Here is an 18,956-nt window from a genome sequence, read left to right on the forward strand (position 1 = left end):
GCTAGTTCCTAGTGTGATCCGCACTCGTCATTGTTGACGGTTGTCGGTTTAAAAAAACAAAGCATCGAATTAAGACTATTAAGGCACTTAATCCAATAAAGGTTAGGGCTATAGGGCGGGCTAAGATGACATCAATGCCACTTTCTGAGAGTAATTTGGTTTGCAAGAAACTTTCTTCAGCACCTTTGGTTAAGATAAATGCAATGATAAAAATAGGCGGAGAGAGTTTTGCTTTTTTCATTAACCATCCAGCTATTCCTGCAATTAGCATAATAAGAATGTCAAAACTTGAGCCTGATAGTGAGTAAACCGAAATTAAACAAATAATAAAAATGGCTGGATAAATAATAACTTTTGGGGTGCTGGCTGTGAATCTTGCAAGATAGGGTGATAGGCAATAGCCCATGATGGCATAACACAGAACACCAAGAAGCCCACAAACAAATACCTGAAGTAAAAAGTCATGGGAGCTAACTAAAAAAGCAGGACCAAAGTCGGAACCATGGATAAAAAGCGCACTTAAAAGAACTGTGCCCATGGTTGAACCGGGAATGCCCAGTGTTAATAATGGAATCATTGATGGTCCAGAAACCGCATTATTAGCTGATTCAGCACTTGCAATTCCGGCTATTTGCCCTTTTCCCCATAAGTGAGGTACTTTGGAGCGAGACTTAGAGAATGAGTAAGATAAATAAGCGGCAACCGCAGAGCCAATGCCGGGTAATAATCCAACTATTGAGCCAATAATACTTCCAGAAAGAACAGGTAATGAGCACTGTTTAATATCTTTGTTACTGATATTACAGTCTTCTTTTTTTATCGGACTTTGCACATGCTTAGGTTTAACTTTATTAGTTTTGGCATGTTCAGCTTGATTGAAAACCTCTGAAACGACAAAAACACCAATCATTAAAGGCACTAAATTGATACCATTTGCCAGTTCGCTGAAACCGAATGTCAGTCGTTCTTGTCCTGAAATTGGATCGAAGCCAATGCTAGAAACCAACATGCCTAATAAAACGCAAGCAATTGAGTTTATAGGGTGTTTATCAACAACTAAGGCAAGTACAGTAAACGTTGTAAAGTAAATCGCGAATAGCTCAGGAGGGCCTAGTTTTAATGCTATTGAAGCTAAAAATCCAATGCAAAGAAGTAAAACAAAATCACCAAACAAATCACCAGCAACAGATGACAGTACGCTAACTTTTAATGCTTTTTCAGCTTGCCCTTTTTGAGCGAGAGGATAACCATCAAGTTGAGTAACTGTCGAAGCTGTTGTTCCTGGGGTATTGAACAAAACCGCTGCAATCGAGCCACCGTATCTTCCCGCTTTCCCCATCACATATAGAAGTGCAATACCAAACAGAGGGTCGACATAGTAAGTAAGAGGTAAAGTGATCGCCATCGCCGCAGAAATAGTAAGACCGGGGATTGCTCCCACCAACATGCCAAATACAGAAGCGAGAACAATTAAAAGCAATAGCTCGGTATTCTGAAATATGTGAAAAAAAGCACTGATTATTTCCATAATTAACCTCTAAGCCTATTCAAGTAAGCCAAGTGGATCGCTGAGCGTTAAATCAAATACTTTATATAAAAGAACATAAGCTAAGCTAACAGAAATTACGGTTGCAACGGTGATGGTATAGGGGTTGCGAATACCGAAGATAAACATACTTAGCGGGCTAAAAAATAGCATCGAGACAATGAAGCCCAATTTCGGGATCAAAAAGTAAAATGCAAGGCTTAAGCTAAAGAGGAAAATTGGGCGCGCATAACAGCAAAGCTCAATAATGGGGACATGTTTTTTTTGCTTAACCCCTTTAAAAAACCAGTAACCACCAATAACGCATAAACAGATAGATAGGCTTGAAGGTAAGGTTCCCACCCAAAGTTCTTCTTTCACTATGTGTGGAATAAGCATAGATTGCCAAAGCGCGGTCAATCCAATAATAAATATTAAGATACCTTTGAGCACTACAATATACCGTTTCATATTACATTGGTGTGTCCATTTTATGTTCTTGCGTGGGTAACGTGAAGTAAAAAAAAGGGCTACGTTTTGATAGCCCTTATTAACTAACTCTTTATAGCTAATTTAGAAAGTATATTGAGCACGGGCTGTAAACCCTTTACCCGAGCTTTGAGTTCCAACTAAGCTAGTAACGGCATTATCACTGCCTTTAACTTCAGCATCTTGATAGTTCAACATGAAACGCAACTGGGAGTTCACATAGTAATTCACCCCTAAAGTCATCACGTCGATTTCGGTGCCTTGAGATTGATTACCTAAAGCTGCGTTGTTAAAAGTTGCATCTGCATTGGTTAAGCGAGCATATACTTCCCAAGCATTTTTAACGCCTTTAGGTTGTTTAAATGCACCTTTTGCTTGGTCGTAATAACGTGATTCACCTGTAAGGAAATAACTACCCGTTACGTAGTAACCAGACAATTCAGGAGCCGAATCTGCACTATTCGTTGTGTCGGCATCACGCATGATGTATTCAGACTGAATCGAAAATGGCCCTTTTACGCCAGCGAACTCTAGTCCGTACTCATTAATTTTGCTCACTGCAACGCCTTTACCACCAGCATTGGAATCAAGTAGGCGAACATTCGTATTGCGGATTTCTCCACGAGCACGATTACGAAGCTGAGCATCACCATGTTCACGAATAGAGCCCCATGCACCTAAATGAATAACGCTATCTTTAGTAGCAATTGGTGCGTAGTTAACACGACCAGTCACAGCCCACAAGTTATTGCCATTGCCATCTTTACGACCATTACTTGCGCCATCTGCAGCTTGATAAACACCAACCGCATAACGAAGACCAGTGTCTTTAAAGTTTTGGTTTACACGTAAACCCCAGTTGAAAAATGGAGATACTGCATTCACTATTGCAGAGCGTGACATTGCAGTGACGTGATTACTACTCGTCACTGCCTCTAAAGTCACGTCTTCTTTAATTTTACCGATTTGAATTTGAGGGCCACCGTTTCTTTTGAAACCGTTATAGCTCAAAATAGCATTTTGAAGGCGACCATCTTCACGGTTTTTCCCCTTGCGGTTACCACCGCCGAAAGCCAAAACCATCTGGTAACCCCAGTCTTGATTTAGATTTCCTGAAAAGCCAATACGTGCACGACGAATGAACAAGTCGCTTGAGTTTTCGCCATCTTCTTTAGCGTTATAAGCGCCATCAAAGTTGTCATAATCTAAGTGAAAACGACCATTAAGCTTAAAGCTCGTGCCTGATTTCTTATCTTTAATACGAAGACCTGCACCAGTATTTTTTACTTTAGCAGGCTTCTTTTCTAAATTTTTTTCTAGCTCGGCCAGTCGAGTTTTAAGCGCTGCAATTTCAGATTCTGTAGAATCTGCAAATACTGAAGTGCTAGCAAACATGGCAACACATAAACTACTGAGCAAAAATGTCTTTTTCATTATTATTATCTCCATAAGGATATATTTAAGGGGATATAGAAGTCTTATTTTTTTGATTTATAAGATTCGTTATCTTGATAAGCTGACTTTGAGCTTGTTTTGCATTAGCGAAAGAAGTGTTCAGCCCTTGCTTCGCTAGTCTTTCTTTAAAGGAGTGAACCTGTGATAAGTCTTGAAAAATACTTTGTAATTTCTGAGTGATGGATTCAGGTGTTTTTTTGCGTGCAAGTACTATTACAGGTGAAGATACGTTAACGTTTTTAATACCTAACTCACTAAATGTGGGTATTGAATTCATTGCTTGATCACGTGACTTTGCATTTACGGCGAGCCCTCTCAATAGTGACTCGTATCCTTTCAGTTGTTGAACGCCAATAAAACCAAAGTCCACTTGGTGGCTTATCAACGCCGCTCTTGCAGGACCTCCACCTCGAAAAGGAACATCTCGAACAGTTAAGTGGTTAGCTTTCAGAAAGTTCACACCACTGAAATGATGAAAGCTGTTTCGGCCAGAGTGTCCCCACCGCATTTTGGATGGCTTATTTCGTAGTGCCGCTATTAATTCATAAATATTTTTATAAGGGCTATCTGCTGGTACAACCAAAGCGGTATTTAACTCCCCTACTTGAGCGATAACCTTAAAATCTTTGAAGGGAGCAATATCAGGTTTACGCTGAAGAGAAGATAAAAGTAATGAACTAGCAGACACTAAAAGCAGAGTATGACCATCGGGTTTGGCTTTTTTTAATGTTACAGTCCCATTTAGGCCGCCATAACCGGCTTGATTGATAACTACAAATGGCTGAGTTTTATGGGAGAAGGGTGTAGCTGCTATCGCTCTTGCATAGCTGTCTACCCCCCCTCCCGCTTTGTAGGGTACAATCAACTTTATTGGCTTTAAAGGGAAAGGCTGGGAAGAGCCATAGGTCGGGGTGAAAATAGCACTGAATAAAATCAGCAAGGTCAATTTAAAAATAAAAAAAGTTTTAGCTTTCATTTTATAACCTCCTCCAATCAATTTAGCGCCATATGGTACAACACCATCCAAACCAATTAACTTAATCTTGGTGAAGCATTAGTTTTGAAGTAGTTCATCACAGCTAAGACCATGATTTATTCTCGTGCTTCATCTTTCTTTACTAATGCTCCCATAAAAGCACAGTTAATTGTTTTGAACGGTGTAACTCTAAAATGAACTGATGATTTCCAAAAGTGCAAATAAGTAATATACTCTTGCGTAATTTGCATACAGCTGGAGGCATCTATGAATATAAAAGCGCTGAGGGCTTTCCGTATTACTATGATTGAAGGCTCGATAGCTAAAGCTTCTGAAAAGATGCACTTAAGTCAATCTGCTATCAGTCGTTTGATTTCTTCTTTGGAAGGCGAACTGAAGCTTGAATTATTCTTACGTAGCGGCAGACGCTTAATCCCAACTCAACAAGCGATTGCATTTGACCGTGAAGCACGACGTATTTTAGATAATTTAGATGAAATTAAACGTATCGCCGATGAAATACGCACTGCTCAAACTCAGAGGTTAAGAGTACTTGCCATGCCAAGAGTTGCACCGACTCTTGTTTCTCCCACCGTAAAGAACTTTTTAACCTTGCACTCTGATGTCCATTTAAGTGTTGATGTTCGTACACGTCGAGATGCAGAGCAGTGGCTGTTGGGGAGAGAATATGACCTTGGCATTGGACCATTACCGATAAATCACCCTGATATTAATAGTGAAGTGCTATTAAAAGTTCGTGCTGAAGCAATTTTGCCCTTGAACCATCCGTTGAATGAAAAATCAGAGATCAGTGCCAGTGACTTAAAAGATGAAGCAATGATAGCTCTATTACCCAACCTGTTATTAAGGACTCAAATGGAAGATTTTTTTCATTCTGAGGGGCAAGAGAAATCATTTGCATGTGAAGTTGCCTCTTCTCAGCTAGCTTGTTTCTTAGTTGCAGATGGAGCAGGGATCACTATTGCTGATTCGTTGACGGCAAAAATTGTCGATAAACAAGTTGTAACTCGCCCAATCGTCCCTGAACGCTGGATGTCCTTCGGTATTTTATACCCAAAATCGGTACAGTTATCTCATGCCGCTAAAAGTTTTATTGAATTGCTGAAATCTGATTTGGCTCACCTTGAAAATGAGCATATTCTGATTGAAGAATAGGGAACTGCTTGGTTCCCTATCGAAAATATTGTGATAGAGACCTGCCATGCTTCACAAGATACATTCACTATTACTTAGGCAAATTGAGCATAATCTTCAGTAGGTGTTTCTCCAAGAATCAAAGAAACATAGTGATAACTTAGGATTGGGCTCTTTTATTTAGCTAGTGACATTCTTCACTATCAGAGTTTTCTAGCCTGTATATAGTTACTCCTTGAACGACACGGTTTACTTCACCCGTAGGACAGGGATTATCAGGTGTATGACCGCCATTGAAGGATTTGAAAAACGCGATTATCTGACAGTAAAGAATATAGGGTAATGCACACCATACATCATCAATCTTCTCTGGAATGTTGAGAATTTCGCTATTGAGTTGAGTAACACTTAAAGCAATACCATCGTTGACCAACTCTTTATATATGTCTTGTTCATACAAAGAGCAGTATGGATCACTGGATGAAAACAGAATGATTTCGGTTTTTTCATTCACTAAAGATTTTGGTCCGTGACGAAATCCCAAAGGTGATTCGTAATAACTCATAACATCGCCAGCAGTAAGCTCTAAAACCTTTAATGCAGCTTCTTTTGCTATACCTTGTACCCCTCCAGAACCTAAAAACACCATTCTTTTCGTTGGTAAACTGGCTTGTGCTTTTATTCTTTCGAGTCCTCCCCCTAAAAGCCCTTGCGAAGCCAGAACCACTGATGCCAATTGCTCTTCATCTGGTTGAAATATCGATAAACTTGCAACGATCATTGAAGTAAAACTGCTCGTCATCGCAAAGCTCTGATCTAGGGTCGGTGAGGGTAAAACCAAAGCAAACATATTTTCCGAGGATGCGGCTTTTAAGGCTAACTCACCTTCGGGATTACAAGTAATGACTAAATGGTAGCAATTTTCAATACACTGATCCGCTAACTCAACGCTTGCAACACTTTCAGGACTACTACCTGAGCGGCCATACGAAACCAACAGAGTTGGCCTTTTTTTATGTAAATACTGATTCGGTGCACTAACAATATCTGTAGTGGCTATCGCTTCAAATTTCCCACCAGCTTTGACATTAAGTAAAGGCGCAAGAGTTTCACCTATATAAGCAGACGTGCCAGCCCCAACAAGTAAGATACGTAAATCATCCGTGACCAAAAGTGGCTGAAGCCAAGTATTTATCTTGTCTTTAGAAGCATTAACTTGATCCATGGTTTGCAACCACATTTCAGGTTGTTGTGCGATTTCTCTAGCCGTCCAATACCCATTAGCGTCTTTGAGTTCTGATTCGTTTATCGATAGATATGAAGACATTTTTATCCCTAGTATTTGATATGACTGTATTAATTATTGCTTCCAGCACGCTTGTGCATAGGCCTCAGTAACTTGTTTTATTTTGCTTTTGATCAGAGAAACAGGAGTAAGCTCTAATTCATTTTTTCTTATTTGTTTATATTGTTCTGGGAAAAACTGACTTATCAAAGGCAATGGAATTGCATTGGAGTTAAGATTACTGAGTAATTGGTCAACTGCATTTTTGATGCGTGGATTATTCCAGTAGTAGCGGATTCGGTCGCTGTAACTGAAGCGGCGATAAAATTTAGATTGGTTATTTAAGGGGTAAAATTTTTGCCAATTTTTTGGATTAACCTGCATTTCCTCATCACAAACATTTCTTAAACATGAGCGTTCTTCTATAGGGATCAACTCATCTTCAATAAATGACAAAGCAAATAACGCTTCTCTCAGTGCAAAGGTTAATTGTGGGCCAACTTTCAAAATAGCAAAGTGGTCTTGAATGAGTTGGCAGTAAGCTTCATCTTTTTGGTAGTCAGAAGAGTGGGCCTCATAAGCTATATTAGGAACACTTTCGATAAATTGTTTAAGTTCAACAGCTGCATTAGGTTGATAGTCAACAATACCAACATGGTCGAATTCAACGCCTGGTTGTACAACTAAACCTACGACTCGCTCCCAAGCCTTTATCAATGATAGTTTTTCGAACGCTTTTTTGTGTAGTTCGATTGTGTCTTTAACCCTATTTACGGGAGTAGGATCGACTTTCAAAAGCTCCTCGCTTGCTCCACCAGGTGGCGGAACTTCTGTTCCTACAACGTAAACAATGTCACTGTTCCCAAAATGTTTAATTGAAGTTTTCTCTGCAATCATACAAAGATGCGCAGCTCTTTGAGCAATAACGTTATCATCGAGAACTTCAGGATCGTTAGCACAGCGCATGCTAGTATCTAAATGTATTTTTTTGAACCCAGCTGCAACATAGCATGCAATCAACGTTTCGGCTTTAGCCATTGCTTGCTCTGCTGGTTCATTGACCCAACAAACTGGTCCAAGATGATCTCCACCAGCAAAGATAGCTTCTTGAGGAAAACCTAATTTATTTGAAATGGCATATACAAACGCAAGAAATTCATTGGGGGTCATTCCTGTATATCCACCAAATTGATTCACTTGATTCGCAGTCGCTTCAATTAATAGTGGAGTTCCGTCTTGCTTCGCTTGCTCTATGGCAGCTTCAATGACTAGAGGATGAGCAGAGCAAATAGAGTAAAGCCCATTTACTTTACCTCTTTTATTTGACTTTATTACAGAGCAAATATCTTTCATTACCTTTCAACTTGTTTTTATCTTTTGAAAGACAATACAACACCTTTTAATCACCTTCAAATACTTTCAATTACTTTCGGTTGGTTTTGCAGGTATTTTCATTTAAAGGAGCAAACACTTAAATATGCAAACAAACGGGGATAACAAATGCGTGCACAAACAAGCTGTGACACACATTAAAACGATGGAGAGAAGGAGGGTTAGAGGGCGTTCCCAATTAGATTTTTGATTTGCTGAAGTTAATTTTTAGGTTAAACAAGGCGGAAAATGTGAAGTGTGGTTACTACCGACATACACAACTGTCGTTACTACGTTTCTACATGAACATTTGACAACGAAGTTTAAACAAAAAAGGAACTCAGCCCTTCGGGTTACGCCTAAAAATTGCAAACTCTGCGTTACTCAGTTTTCGTTTAGTTCACTAAACTTCATTCTTCGTGCCTTGATTTTGCAAATTTTAGGCAGTAACAAATCAAAAAGTCTTTAATTGGGAATGCCCTCTAATCTACGATGATTAATTTTACATTAGCGTTTGTAGCAAAGGTTTTAAACGATTCAGGTATTTTACTATCTGTAATTAATACATCGATGGCCGATAAATTTAAAATGATATGAAAGCCGCTTTTAGCAAATTTAGAAGAATCAGCAACGACTATTATCTGTTTTGCCGATCTACACATCACTCTATTAAGCGATGCTTCTTGTTCGAAATGTGTTGTAATGGAAGCCGTATCATCAATTCCATCTACACCTAAAATAAGTTTGTCGAAACGAAGGTTTTCAAGGCTAGCCTCAGCTTGCTGCCCATAAAAAGATAATGATTTTTGGCGTAACTTACCACCAGTCATCATGACTTCTACATCACTTAAGTTGGCTAACTCATTGGCTATATTTAGACCATTAGTCATAACGACAAGATCTTTATGCGATACTAACTTTTTCGCCACCTGTTCGGTTGTTGTGCCCGAATCAAGCAATAATACTTCACCATCATTTATAAGCTTTATCGCCGCGTCTGCAATTTTTCCTTTGACAATATGGTTTTCGCAATGCTTTTCTTTTACTGAAAGTTCTTTTGCTATATTTTTCGCAGCAATCGCACCACCTCTAGAACGGATCAATAATCTCTTGTTATCCAAATCATTAAGATCTGCTCTAATGGTAACTGTTGAAACGTTGAATTTTTCAGCTAGCGTTTGAACCTCTAGCCTCCCTACTTCATTGATCATATTAACGATTTCGTTTCGTCTCTCTATTGTGCTTAGCATAAATAATAATTTCTATTTTGACAGTAATAGTATGTTATCAACTCTAATCACCTCACACAATGAAAGTAAATGAAAGCAGTTTTTTTATTTCATTGATAACATAAGACTCAGGGGTAAGATCATCGCCAATATTCGTACACAAACGTTTCTTCTTATAAAAACAGTTCAGTTGTTACTTGAGCGGTAACATATCAACACCACCATCGGCCCTCAATTTATAATGGCGGAGCATTGTTCGTTGAAATCACTATATTTTCTTAAAATGGATTTATCGATGTAGATACAAACCACCAATTATATGGACACCTAATACTGCATACAGCCATGTTGTAAGCCATTCGTGACTTTCAAACGCGAGGCCAAAAAGATCTCTATCTACTGGTGTAAATGGAACTGACAGAATGCCAAAAAAGTCTAATGGTAATTCACCATTTATTAGAGAAACGAAACCTGAAGCTGCAAGTAATGCGAAAGTTAAATAAAGGGAGTAGTGCAATCCATAAGTCATAACCTTATGCTTGACACTTTGGAAAACCATTTTCGTATCACGGTTTGGATATATGCGATTCCATAAAATGCGGCCACCTAACAGGAAAAATAAGGCAATGGCTTCAATGAGGTGATAAGTCATTGCGTCTTGCTTGTGAATCAAGTCGCCCTTTATTCGGTAATCAGTTATGTGTATTGAGGTTCCCATTCCCCAAAGCATATCAATGATGATAATTGCGGATAGCCAGTGCAGCCCTCTGTCGATGTAATAAGCTTTTGTGTTTGTCATTATCAGTCCTTTTTGACGCCACATTTTTATTCAGTACACGATATCACTATATTTAACAGTCAGATAGCAAGATACGGTTTAACTTGGAAAACTTAAGTAACGTAAAAATTACGATGATTGATAACATCTATCATCCGTTTGTTTGATTGTTTACAAACTTAATAGCCACGAGCTTGCCTTGATTTATTGTTCAAATTACTATGAATTTGAATTAACAAAAATAAGGACATTCATGTGCGAATATGGAAATTAGGCTTAGTATGCATTGCTTTTCTCATGAGTAATGCTGCTTATACACAAAATATTTTTACTCCCTTTCCCGACAGTAAACTCGAGAAATCAGAGCAACGCCATTTCATTCATAAAAAATTTATTGCGGCGATTGAAAAAGGAAAGATCCAACCTTTAATAAAATCAGGATCACTAGAGCGATTCGGCTATAAAGTTGACCGCTCACACGAGCCTAGCAATATTTTTCAAAACTATCTGGGTCAACTCAAAAAACAGAATGCCGAGATTATATTTACTTGTCAGCTTGAAACTTGTGGAAGATTCAAAAAAATTGAACGGTTCTTAGATCCCCTCCAAAGCATCGGAAGTGATCATACTCATTTGATAACGGCTAAGTTAACCAACAATAATCAAGTATTTTATGTTTCAGTTCTCGCATTTGCTTGGGCTCGTCAAACCGAATTAAATATTGCTGTACTGCATGAAAAGCCTGAGCCATTAGGCTTAATAACAATAGATGAGAAAGCGCTCGAAAAAGCGGCTAAAGAAACAGAGTTTGAATCCAAAGAAAGTAAAGACGCCAGCGGTAGCAATGATCATCCTATGTTTGGGCGATTACAAGGTGCTTATATTAGAGACTATGTTGCGAACAATTACGTTAAGACGCATCTCATCAAAAGCGTTAAAAACAGCGACTATGAATTAATGCCTGTGGAGGGAAAACTCACATATATTGAGTATAAATTACCAAGAGAATATTCGGAATACGAGGTTTTTCGGAATTATCAGCAAGCTTTTAATAAGCTTGGGTTTAAGCAAATATTCCACTGCCAAGGGCTTGATTGTGGAAAAGCAGGCGCACTGGAAAGAAAACTAAATTTGCTTGCGAACATTGGCAATGATGAAAGTCAATTTTACACCACTTATCAACTAGAACGCCCGAACGGCAATATCTATGCTCACAATTATGTTCTTGGGTTCAAAGGTGGACTTTGGACTGAGCTTAAAATTGTTGAAGCTAAGCCACTAAACACCGACAGAATAGCGTTTGATGCCGACGGCCTTAGTAAAAGTATTCAAGCTACCGGTCATGCGAGTTTAGATGGTTTATTGTTTAAGTTTGATAGCAACGAATTGCTGCCTGAATCAGTGCCGTTATTATCAGAACTAGCCCTCTATTTAAAAAAGCACCCCAAGTTAACATTTTACGTTGCAGGGCATACTGATGATCAAGGAAAGCGCTCCTATAATCAAACTCTATCAGAGCGCCGAGCAAACAAAATCGTCGAGCTACTCATAAAATCACATCAGATATCCAAATCTCAATTAACGGCCATTGGGGTGGGCGAATATGCGCCAGTAGCCAATAACCAAACGCTAGAGGGCCAAAAACAAAATCGTCGTGTTGAGTTGGTACTACGAAGCGACAACAAATAGCCTAAAACATCCTTTTAACTTAGGCTCTTATCTATAACGAGAGCCTAAGGTTCAATGCATTTCCCACTGTAGTAAACGCTTCCAGCTCAATCTTGTAGACCTAATCCTTATTACTCGATGTAACAATGTATTTATAACGTATTTCCAGATGCTCAGGTACAAATTGTGATTTTTATATAAATCCATTCAAAACCATTTGTTTTTTAATGAATTAACCTACGATTTCCAACACATTAAAGCTCGATCATTTTACTGGCATTAGCTCTATTAGACAGCTAGTTTTAAGGCATAGGCTGATTTTAGAAGGATTTAGTTATGTCAGGTATTAATTTACAACAAGTTCAAGAAGCCCTTGTTCATCATATTGAGACTGAGGGAAGTTACTCACTAAATTGCCATACTCATATTGATATGCCCAACGGCAAAAAATATGAAATCAAATTTGATACAAAATCAGAAAAATATAGTGTTTCTAGAATTACAGATAAAAAAGCTGGATTTAGCTTACGTGATTTTTTTGCTACTGCTATATCATGGTTTAGGGGAACCCGAACTACGGATCATATTACAAATTCGTTAAATCACCCAGAAGCAATACAATACACAGCTCGCTTGAATGCAACTTGTGTTTCGGCCTCTAGGGCAGGAAAAATGAAAATTACTCATTCATGGTTTAATTCAAAACATGAAGACTACCACATGCTACATGTAAATCATGGAACCTATCATTCTGGTTCTCATATAAATATTGCAAACAAATTAAAAGAGGTTTATGGCTTAGCCTAGGTAAACCCACCACAAACAAAGCCGCTCAGGGTTCTTTCCTTAGCGGCTTACTGAATCAAAATATATCACCCTTGGTTGTGGTTATTTTGATACTGCTTATCAATGTAAGTCACTAGTAACATTGCTAAAAAAACACCGATGTATGTGGCTGAAATTATCCAAATAAAATATTCTTGCATAACACACTCCTTGTGATTAATTATTTTATTAATGAGGTACGAGCACTCATTTAAGTTATAGCAAGATTCCTTGCATTTACCTCATTTTTGTGATGAAAATCATTACGTTCATCTTTGATGAATCTATACTAAGATGGTAATAATTATCGAATAATATTATCCATTCATACTTTGATCTAAGGTTTAAGCTGTACCGCTTTTCAAAGGAAAACGCCTTAAACATCAGGACGGACTATGACTCAAACTGACGCGCTGCATTCTTCTTTTTATGTTCCTGTAAAAAAGCTTTCTGCTTCTCACGTTTATCGTGCAAGTAAACTCAAATCGTTAAAAACTAAGAACCAAACTACGGCACAGTTAATCCCTATCAATGAAATCGTTGGACAAGAGCGAGCTCAGCAAGCTGTTGAATTTGCAATGGGAATGGAAGAGAAAGGCTATAACATTTTTGCAATAGGTCAAAATGGATTAGGCAAACGCACCATGATGCTGCGTTACTTGAACCAATTACAGTCTCACAGAGAATTATTTGATTGGTGTTATGTCAGTAACTTTGACGAACCTCGAAGCCCGAAAGTACTAAAACTCGATATTGGTCATGCTAACGAGTTTAAAGAAGATATCGAAAAATTGGTGTTACGCTTGGTTAAAGCACTTCCACTTTCCTTTGAAAATGAAATGTATTTCAATCGCTCTGATCAGCTTAAAAAGCAGTTAGCCGATCAGCAAGAGGAAGAACTCTCTAAGCTCACCAAGGAAGCCGAAAAGCAAGATATTCAGTTAGTGGTAACCCAGCAAGGTGATTACCAATTGATGGCACTTAATGGTAAAGAGCCACATACAGAAGAAAGTTTTGAGAAGCTGCCTAAAAAGAAAAAAGATGCGATAGAAAAAAGCATTAGAGAACTTGAAACTAAGCTAAGGCAAGCCGTTCGCACTTTTACGAAGTGGGAAGAAGAGTTCAGCGATAAACAACAAGAACATAATGAGCAAACCGCTTTAGAAGTCATTTGCCACTTTATTCAGCCTTTGTTGGATAAATACAAATCCAACGATGAGGTTAGCCATCACCTTGTTGCCATGCAAAAAGATATGGTGACGAATGTTGATTTGTTCATCGAGCAAAGTGAAGATCAACTTGGACTTGCTTACGCGACGTTAGAAAAAAAGATGCCCCGCCGTTATCAAGTCAACGTGCTTGTTCAGCAGCAAACCGAACACTTCCCCATTCAAGTGGAAGAAAGCCCCAGCTACCACAGTTTGTTTGGTTATGTTGAGAACGCCACTTTTAAAGGGACTGTTTTCACCGACTTCTCATTAATCAGAGCCGGCAGCTTACATAAAGCCAATGGTGGTGTTTTGATGATCGACGCGATGAAGGTATTAGAACGTCCATACGTTTGGGATGGTTTAAAACGAGCCCTTCGAGCACGAAAGCTCGATTTAAGCTCATTAGAGCGAGAAGTTTCACTGTCTGGCAGTATTTCAATCGAGCCTGAGTCCATTCCTCTTGATGTCAAAATCATAATGTTTGGTGATCATCAAACCTATCACTTACTCCAGCACTACGATCCGGATTTTAAAGAACTGTTTCGAGTCACGGCTGACTTTGAAACTCATATGCCAAGAACCGAAGAAAGTGAACAGCATTACGCTCGATTTATCGCTTCTATTGTTCATGACAATGGCATGCTTCATTGTGACAAATCAGCCATCGAAAGAATCATTGAATACAGTTCTCGTCGTGCGGATGATCAAAACAAATTATCTCTGTACTCTGCAGATATCGCTAACCTGCTACGTGAAACCAACTTCGTTGCCAAAAATGATAATGCGAAAAAGATTAGCGCAAGCCATGTTCAGAAAGCATTAGATAATCAAGAGCATCGTGTTTCAAAGCTTAAAGATATAATGCAAGAAGATTTAGATACAGGTCGCACTTTGCTGCAAGTACAAGGCTCGACAGTTGGGCAAATTAACGCGCTAACCGTTATATCCACTGGTGAGCATCGTTTTGGATTACCTAGTCGCATCACTGCAAATACAGCCTATGGCGAAGGTGAAGTGCTTGATGTTGAACACAAAGTCAAACTTGGAGGACAAATCCATAGCAAAGGCGTTTTGATTTTAACTTCATACTTAGCTTCTATGTTAGGAAAGAGCGCTGAAATTCCACTAACGACCTACTTAACTTTTGAGCAATCCTACTCAGGTGTAGATGGTGATAGCGCTTCATTAGCGGAATATTGCGCAGTATTGTCAGCGATTAGTGAAGTTCCATTAAGACAAGATATAGCAATAACAGGCTCAATGGATCAGTTTGGAGTTGCACAACCTATCGGTGGAGTTAATGAGAAAATCGAAGGTTTCTTTGATGTTTGTATGGCTAAAGGTTTCAGCAAACAACAAGGTGTGATTATCCCTCAAAGTAATGTTGATAACCTGATGCTAAGGGAAGACATTATCGAAGCCATAAAAAGAAAGCAATTCCACATTTGGGCAATTAGTCATGTTAGCCAGGCTATAAAGCTATTAACAGGAAAAGCGGCTGGTGAGCCGAATCATAATGGCTTTACTAAAGATTCTGTCTATGAATCGGCTAATAGCAAACTGATATTACTGAGAAATATTGATAGCGAGTAATCGCTATTTTTTTCTTTTATTCAATATTTCAGAAAAAAAGACACTTAAAGAGGTTTGTTTAGCTGGCTTTCTTGGATCATTCTCAGTCACAGTATAATCTCCCCTAAAATAAGCTGTGACACTGAGTTTGTGCGTTTTCATTTTAGTAGAGATTGCATTTTGAACTTCCGCATGAAAAGATTTGGTTGAGCTTTGGCCACGAGTAGGTTTAAGTTTGGCCACAAAGCCGTTGAAAGTACTTAATTCTGAACCTTGTAAATCAGCATAACCACCATGCATTAGCGCTCTAACATGAACTACAACAGAAGAAGATCCTTTAGCCATAAAAACAACCCTATTAAAATCAATGAGGTATTAGACTAACAAAAAAAGCTGACGGTAAACTGAATAAGCATTACTCATTAACTGCATGAACAACTGAAATGCGCTCGCCCATTCCATTTAATAAGCGACAATCGCCTTCCATCACTGCAATAATATTTTTACCCTGCCTAAACTCATTAGGTAACATTATACGACCGCTACCTCTATGGGGAAGTTCATGGAGTACTCGTGAGTATAAAATCACCCCAGCTGGTGCTTCAAAATACAATACCGTTACAGTATTAGTGTTTTTAGAATTACCACTCTGGTGCATGATGCTTCATTCCTTGTTAGTTTTTGCCTACTCCGATGTGTCGCAGCGGCGTAAAAAATTCAAAACAGAAGCTAAAATTATCAAAAAAAATAAATTTTAATACAAGAGGATAGGCGCAAACAAACTAGCTTAACCAATGAAAATTTAACATAAATCAAACCGATTTATAATTACGTTGATTACCCACTTAACTTATTGATTAGCAGCATGAATAAATGGTTGCCTTTCACCAGCGCCATTGAGTAAGTCACATACACCATTAAAGACGGTAAGGATATGCTTATTTCGCCTAAAATCATCGGGAAGAATGACTCTACCATCATCACTAACGGGCATCTCATGCATCACTAATCGATAGACTTTATCACCCTTTCTTTCATCAAGATAAGTGACAGTGATCGTCGCAGTCTTTGGTGTAATGTTACTTTGAGCCATAACTTCCTCTGAGGTCAAATAATGCTAACTCTTTAGTTATAGTTCAAAATCGTTGGCTCTCAACTATACACCTACAAATAAAAATTGAACCTGTTAGAATTAATGAGTTTTTTGATTTGAGATACAGAGACTAAGATGGGAAGAGCTTTCCAAAACCGTAAAGAGTCCATGGCCAAAACGGCTGGCATGAAAACTCGCTTATACTCACGTTACGGTAAAGAGATTTATATATGCGCCAAAAACGGTGGTGTTGAGCCTGACGGTAATATCGCATTAAAACACTTGATCACTAGAGCCAAAAAAGACCAAGTTCCTGCACACGTTATTGATAAAGCCATAGATAAAGCCAGAGGTGGCGGCGGTGAAGATTATGAAGGCGCGCGTTATGAAGGTTTTGGCCCGAATAACTGCATGCTAATCGTTGACTGCCTTACAGATAACGTAAAACGCACTTATACCGAAGTTCGCCAAGCTTTCGTTAAAAATGATGCTAAGTTAGGTGGACCGGGTACGGTTGCTCATATGTTCGACCATGCTGCTGTATTCGTATTCGAAGGTGATGATGACGAAGCTATCTTAGAAGCTCTGATGATGGCTGATGTAGACGTTACTGATGTTGAAGTTGAAGACGGTTTAACCAGTGTTTATGCCCCTCATACTGAATACAACAAAACTCGAACTGCATTAATTGATACTCTAGGTGAGATCGAATTTAAAGTCGAAAACATTTCATGGGTTCCACAAACCATGACTGAAATCGCAGACGCTGAGCAAATCGAGCAGTTTGATAAGTTAGTTGCCGCTCTTGAAGATTGTGATGATGTGCAAAACGTCTACCATAATGCTGAAGTAGTTGAATAAAAATTCCTCTCTCAATAAATACAAGCAGCCAACTGGCTGCTTTTTTGTCTTCTCCTTATAGAAGTTACACACCAACTTAATGATTAATAAACTTTAATCATTCACTAATAAAGCCTGTGATAATTTATTTGCAATGAAACCTTAGATCATCAAGGTATGATAATGGCTGGAAATTCACCACCTCTAGACCCAAGTAATGCTCATCTATATCAACAACAAGTACTTGCTGAGGATGCTCATCCTTTAGGAAAACCATCAGCTTATTTACCAACAACTCAATATTCTTCAGGGGGATACCAATATGGTGTAGCCCTGCTACAACATAATCAACCACCAGTGGGCTCAGATTATTTTCGTCTTGGTGGACTCTCCGTTGAAACTGACAGTTCATGGAGACAATCATGGAGACAACAAAGACCAAGTAGCTATCCACAGCCCCCCTCTATGCCTCAATCATACTCAGGCAACAATGCCTCTTCTGCTTATGCTAGTTATAACTCAAGTGCTGAAAAATATTCGGCAACAAATGCAATTCAAAAGCCAGATGCACTAGAAGTAGCAGCTGCACTACCTAAACAAGAAACAAAGCCTGAGCTAATAAATCGATTATGCTTTTTACTGAGAAATAAAATGAGCAGTAAAAACTGGGCCGATGCCAAGCATATGTTGAGTGCATTTGTAGGAGATATTTCTGCAAAATCGCTTGAGCCTTTCGCAAAAGGAAATCCTGATACAATTACTACTAAGGCAATTGTAGAGTTTTTAAAGCAATGGTTTGATCAAATACAAGAAACACCAATTAATTTCCTAGCTCAATGCATACAAGAGGTTAACTTCGAAGTTTCTCAAAACATATTAAATGGCGATAGTGTCACAAGCGATATTTCAGAATCAGAATATGAAGCGTTCCTTAGTTCACTTTCTAAAACCGAGGCCATTCCTGTTCTTAATCTTATTGCCCAATTAAAAACAAAGCTTTCAAACCGACTGGATAAAGATAATGTGCAGAGCTTACTCGTTTTAGCTTGGTCAAAAAATATGATGAGCGATTCTAAAATGGACACTTTGCTAAATGAAGACCAAATAAGTTATCAAGTTGGCGAACTGATTGATGCATGGTTTAACACACAATTAAAAGCAGGAACAGACTCAACAGAAGACTCACTAAGTAGCTTAAAAAGAGCTTTATATTTTTATATTCGTAGACTTGATATCATCAGGATTCTTCCTAACCCTGAGGTAATCATTTTACCAAAAATTGCTCCCTCAGCACCGCCACCAAGCGTTGCCTCAATGACCTCTAGCTCGAGTACTGATGATAATTCAACAACTCCCTCCTTAGTAACTGATGATGAAAACTCGAGCATTAATACCAAAGTTGACGGAAAAAAAGTAAAAAGCCAATGAGCGATTAAGCTCATTGGTTTCAATATGGTGTCTAATCCTACTTCACTCGTGCATTT

At 38.6% G+C, this 18,956-nt stretch carries 17 protein-coding genes; 6 read left to right on the plus strand and 11 right to left on the minus strand.

Features of this window, described 5'->3' with window-relative positions; translation table 11 throughout:
• Position 1: 1 nt before the first annotated feature.
• The 4 genes from AC1EU0_RS00785 to AC1EU0_RS00800 form a co-directional block, all read right to left on the minus strand.
• Positions 2–1,528 (minus strand): tripartite tricarboxylate transporter permease, encoded by a 1,527-nt coding sequence (locus AC1EU0_RS00785; RefSeq protein WP_480299977.1) that lies wholly within the window; start codon positions 1,526–1,528, stop codon positions 2–4.
• 15 nt (positions 1,529–1,543) lie between these two features.
• Positions 1,544–1,996, minus strand: coding sequence for a tripartite tricarboxylate transporter TctB family protein (locus tag AC1EU0_RS00790; RefSeq protein ID WP_480299978.1), 453 nt, complete (start codon positions 1,994–1,996; stop codon positions 1,544–1,546).
• 102 nt (positions 1,997–2,098) lie between these two features.
• A complete protein-coding gene (locus AC1EU0_RS00795) occupies positions 2,099–3,448 on the minus strand; it encodes an OprO/OprP family phosphate-selective porin (RefSeq protein WP_480299979.1) in 1,350 nt (449 codons plus the stop codon).
• Positions 3,449–3,473: 25 nt separating this feature from the next.
• Complete coding sequence (locus AC1EU0_RS00800) at positions 3,474–4,445, minus strand: Bug family tripartite tricarboxylate transporter substrate binding protein (protein ID WP_480299980.1); 972 nt, start codon at positions 4,443–4,445, stop codon at positions 3,474–3,476.
• A gap of 267 nt (positions 4,446–4,712) precedes the next feature.
• Between AC1EU0_RS00800 and AC1EU0_RS00805 the strand changes: the two genes are divergently transcribed.
• Positions 4,713–5,621 carry a LysR family transcriptional regulator gene (locus tag AC1EU0_RS00805; protein WP_480299981.1) on the plus strand — a complete coding sequence of 303 codons (909 nt, stop codon included), beginning with the start codon at positions 4,713–4,715 and terminating at the stop codon, positions 5,619–5,621.
• Positions 5,622–5,784: 163 nt separating this feature from the next.
• Here AC1EU0_RS00805 and AC1EU0_RS00810 read toward each other — a convergent pair whose 3' ends face one another.
• From AC1EU0_RS00810 to AC1EU0_RS00825, 4 genes are all read right to left on the minus strand, one after another.
• Complete coding sequence (locus tag AC1EU0_RS00810) at positions 5,785–6,927, minus strand: SIS domain-containing protein (protein ID WP_480299982.1); 1,143 nt, start codon at positions 6,925–6,927, stop codon at positions 5,785–5,787.
• A gap of 33 nt (positions 6,928–6,960) precedes the next feature.
• Positions 6,961–8,238 (minus strand): D-tagatose-bisphosphate aldolase, class II, non-catalytic subunit, encoded by a 1,278-nt coding sequence (locus tag AC1EU0_RS00815; protein ID WP_480299983.1) that lies wholly within the window; start codon positions 8,236–8,238, stop codon positions 6,961–6,963.
• Positions 8,239–8,738: 500 nt separating this feature from the next.
• Positions 8,739–9,506 (minus strand): transcriptional repressor AgaR, encoded by a 768-nt coding sequence (agaR, locus tag AC1EU0_RS00820; protein ID WP_480299984.1) that lies wholly within the window; start codon positions 9,504–9,506, stop codon positions 8,739–8,741.
• A 268-nt stretch (positions 9,507–9,774) separates the two neighbouring features.
• Entirely contained in the window at positions 9,775–10,284 is a 510-nt protein-coding gene (locus tag AC1EU0_RS00825; RefSeq protein WP_480299985.1) for a cytochrome b, read from the minus strand.
• Between the two features lie 234 nt (positions 10,285–10,518).
• On the opposite strand from AC1EU0_RS00825, the gene AC1EU0_RS00830 reads away from it, so the two are divergent.
• The 3 genes from AC1EU0_RS00830 to AC1EU0_RS00840 all read left to right on the plus strand — a co-directional run bounded on the left by AC1EU0_RS00830 (position 10,519) and on the right by AC1EU0_RS00840 (position 15,560).
• Positions 10,519–11,952, plus strand: coding sequence for an OmpA family protein (locus AC1EU0_RS00830; RefSeq protein WP_480299986.1), 1,434 nt, complete (start codon positions 10,519–10,521; stop codon positions 11,950–11,952).
• Between the two features lie 315 nt (positions 11,953–12,267).
• On the plus strand, positions 12,268–12,738 hold the full coding sequence (locus AC1EU0_RS00835) for a hypothetical protein (RefSeq protein WP_480299987.1): 471 nt from the start codon (positions 12,268–12,270) through the stop codon (positions 12,736–12,738).
• A 413-nt stretch (positions 12,739–13,151) separates the two neighbouring features.
• Entirely contained in the window at positions 13,152–15,560 is a 2,409-nt protein-coding gene (locus tag AC1EU0_RS00840; protein WP_480299988.1) for a Lon protease family protein, read from the plus strand.
• Positions 15,561–15,563: 3 nt separating this feature from the next.
• Here AC1EU0_RS00840 and AC1EU0_RS00845 read toward each other — a convergent pair whose 3' ends face one another.
• The 3 genes from AC1EU0_RS00845 to AC1EU0_RS00855 all read right to left on the minus strand — a co-directional run bounded on the left by AC1EU0_RS00845 (position 15,564) and on the right by AC1EU0_RS00855 (position 16,632).
• Positions 15,564–15,884: a hypothetical protein gene (locus tag AC1EU0_RS00845; RefSeq protein ID WP_480299989.1), complete on the minus strand. Its 321-nt coding sequence runs from the start codon at positions 15,882–15,884 to the stop codon at positions 15,564–15,566.
• A gap of 70 nt (positions 15,885–15,954) precedes the next feature.
• Positions 15,955–16,197: a TIGR02922 family protein gene (locus AC1EU0_RS00850; RefSeq protein WP_480299990.1), complete on the minus strand. Its 243-nt coding sequence runs from the start codon at positions 16,195–16,197 to the stop codon at positions 15,955–15,957.
• A 192-nt stretch (positions 16,198–16,389) separates the two neighbouring features.
• The gene (locus AC1EU0_RS00855) at positions 16,390–16,632 is read right to left on the minus strand and encodes a DUF2375 family protein (RefSeq protein WP_480299991.1); all 243 of its coding nucleotides are present in this window, start codon (positions 16,630–16,632) and stop codon (positions 16,390–16,392) included.
• Positions 16,633–16,767: 135 nt separating this feature from the next.
• On the opposite strand from AC1EU0_RS00855, the gene AC1EU0_RS00860 reads away from it, so the two are divergent.
• Both AC1EU0_RS00860 and AC1EU0_RS00865 read left to right on the plus strand, forming a co-directional pair.
• Positions 16,768–17,493, plus strand: coding sequence for a YebC/PmpR family DNA-binding transcriptional regulator (locus tag AC1EU0_RS00860; protein ID WP_480299992.1), 726 nt, complete (start codon positions 16,768–16,770; stop codon positions 17,491–17,493).
• Between the two features lie 162 nt (positions 17,494–17,655).
• Entirely contained in the window at positions 17,656–18,900 is a 1,245-nt protein-coding gene (locus tag AC1EU0_RS00865; RefSeq protein ID WP_480299993.1) for a hypothetical protein, read from the plus strand.
• Positions 18,901–18,956 lie beyond the last annotated feature (56 nt).

Source organism: Parashewanella sp. 2210YD4-3, from assembly GCF_056591735.1.

What these genes read in the sequence shown, in the direction of transcription:
- AC1EU0_RS00790 (WP_480299978.1), bottom strand. Translation starts at nt 1,996, where the DNA reads ATGAAACGGTATATTGTAGTGCTCAAAGGTATCTTAATATTTATTATT.
- AC1EU0_RS00785 (WP_480299977.1), bottom strand. Translation starts at nt 1,528, where the DNA reads ATGGAAATAATCAGTGCTTTTTTTCACATATTTCAGAATACCGAGCTA.
- AC1EU0_RS00810 (WP_480299982.1), bottom strand. Translation starts at nt 6,927, where the DNA reads ATGTCTTCATATCTATCGATAAACGAATCAGAACTCAAAGACGCTAAT.
- AC1EU0_RS00815 (WP_480299983.1), bottom strand. Translation starts at nt 8,238, where the DNA reads ATGAAAGATATTTGCTCTGTAATAAAGTCAAATAAAAGAGGTAAAGTA.
- AC1EU0_RS00855 (WP_480299991.1), bottom strand. Translation starts at nt 16,632, where the DNA reads ATGGCTCAAAGTAACATTACACCAAAGACTGCGACGATCACTGTCACT.
- AC1EU0_RS00805 (WP_480299981.1), top strand. Translation starts at nt 4,713, where the DNA reads ATGAATATAAAAGCGCTGAGGGCTTTCCGTATTACTATGATTGAAGGC.
- AC1EU0_RS00835 (WP_480299987.1), top strand. Translation starts at nt 12,268, where the DNA reads ATGTCAGGTATTAATTTACAACAAGTTCAAGAAGCCCTTGTTCATCAT.
- AC1EU0_RS00850 (WP_480299990.1), bottom strand. Translation starts at nt 16,197, where the DNA reads ATGCACCAGAGTGGTAATTCTAAAAACACTAATACTGTAACGGTATTG.
- AC1EU0_RS00825 (WP_480299985.1), bottom strand. Translation starts at nt 10,284, where the DNA reads ATGACAAACACAAAAGCTTATTACATCGACAGAGGGCTGCACTGGCTA.
- AC1EU0_RS00840 (WP_480299988.1), top strand. Translation starts at nt 13,152, where the DNA reads ATGACTCAAACTGACGCGCTGCATTCTTCTTTTTATGTTCCTGTAAAA.
- AC1EU0_RS00800 (WP_480299980.1), bottom strand. Translation starts at nt 4,445, where the DNA reads ATGAAAGCTAAAACTTTTTTTATTTTTAAATTGACCTTGCTGATTTTA.
- AC1EU0_RS00860 (WP_480299992.1), top strand. Translation starts at nt 16,768, where the DNA reads ATGGGAAGAGCTTTCCAAAACCGTAAAGAGTCCATGGCCAAAACGGCT.
- AC1EU0_RS00795 (WP_480299979.1), bottom strand. Translation starts at nt 3,448, where the DNA reads ATGAAAAAGACATTTTTGCTCAGTAGTTTATGTGTTGCCATGTTTGCT.
- AC1EU0_RS00845 (WP_480299989.1), bottom strand. Translation starts at nt 15,884, where the DNA reads ATGGCTAAAGGATCTTCTTCTGTTGTAGTTCATGTTAGAGCGCTAATG.
- agaR (WP_480299984.1), bottom strand. Translation starts at nt 9,506, where the DNA reads ATGCTAAGCACAATAGAGAGACGAAACGAAATCGTTAATATGATCAAT.
- AC1EU0_RS00865 (WP_480299993.1), top strand. Translation starts at nt 17,656, where the DNA reads ATGGCTGGAAATTCACCACCTCTAGACCCAAGTAATGCTCATCTATAT.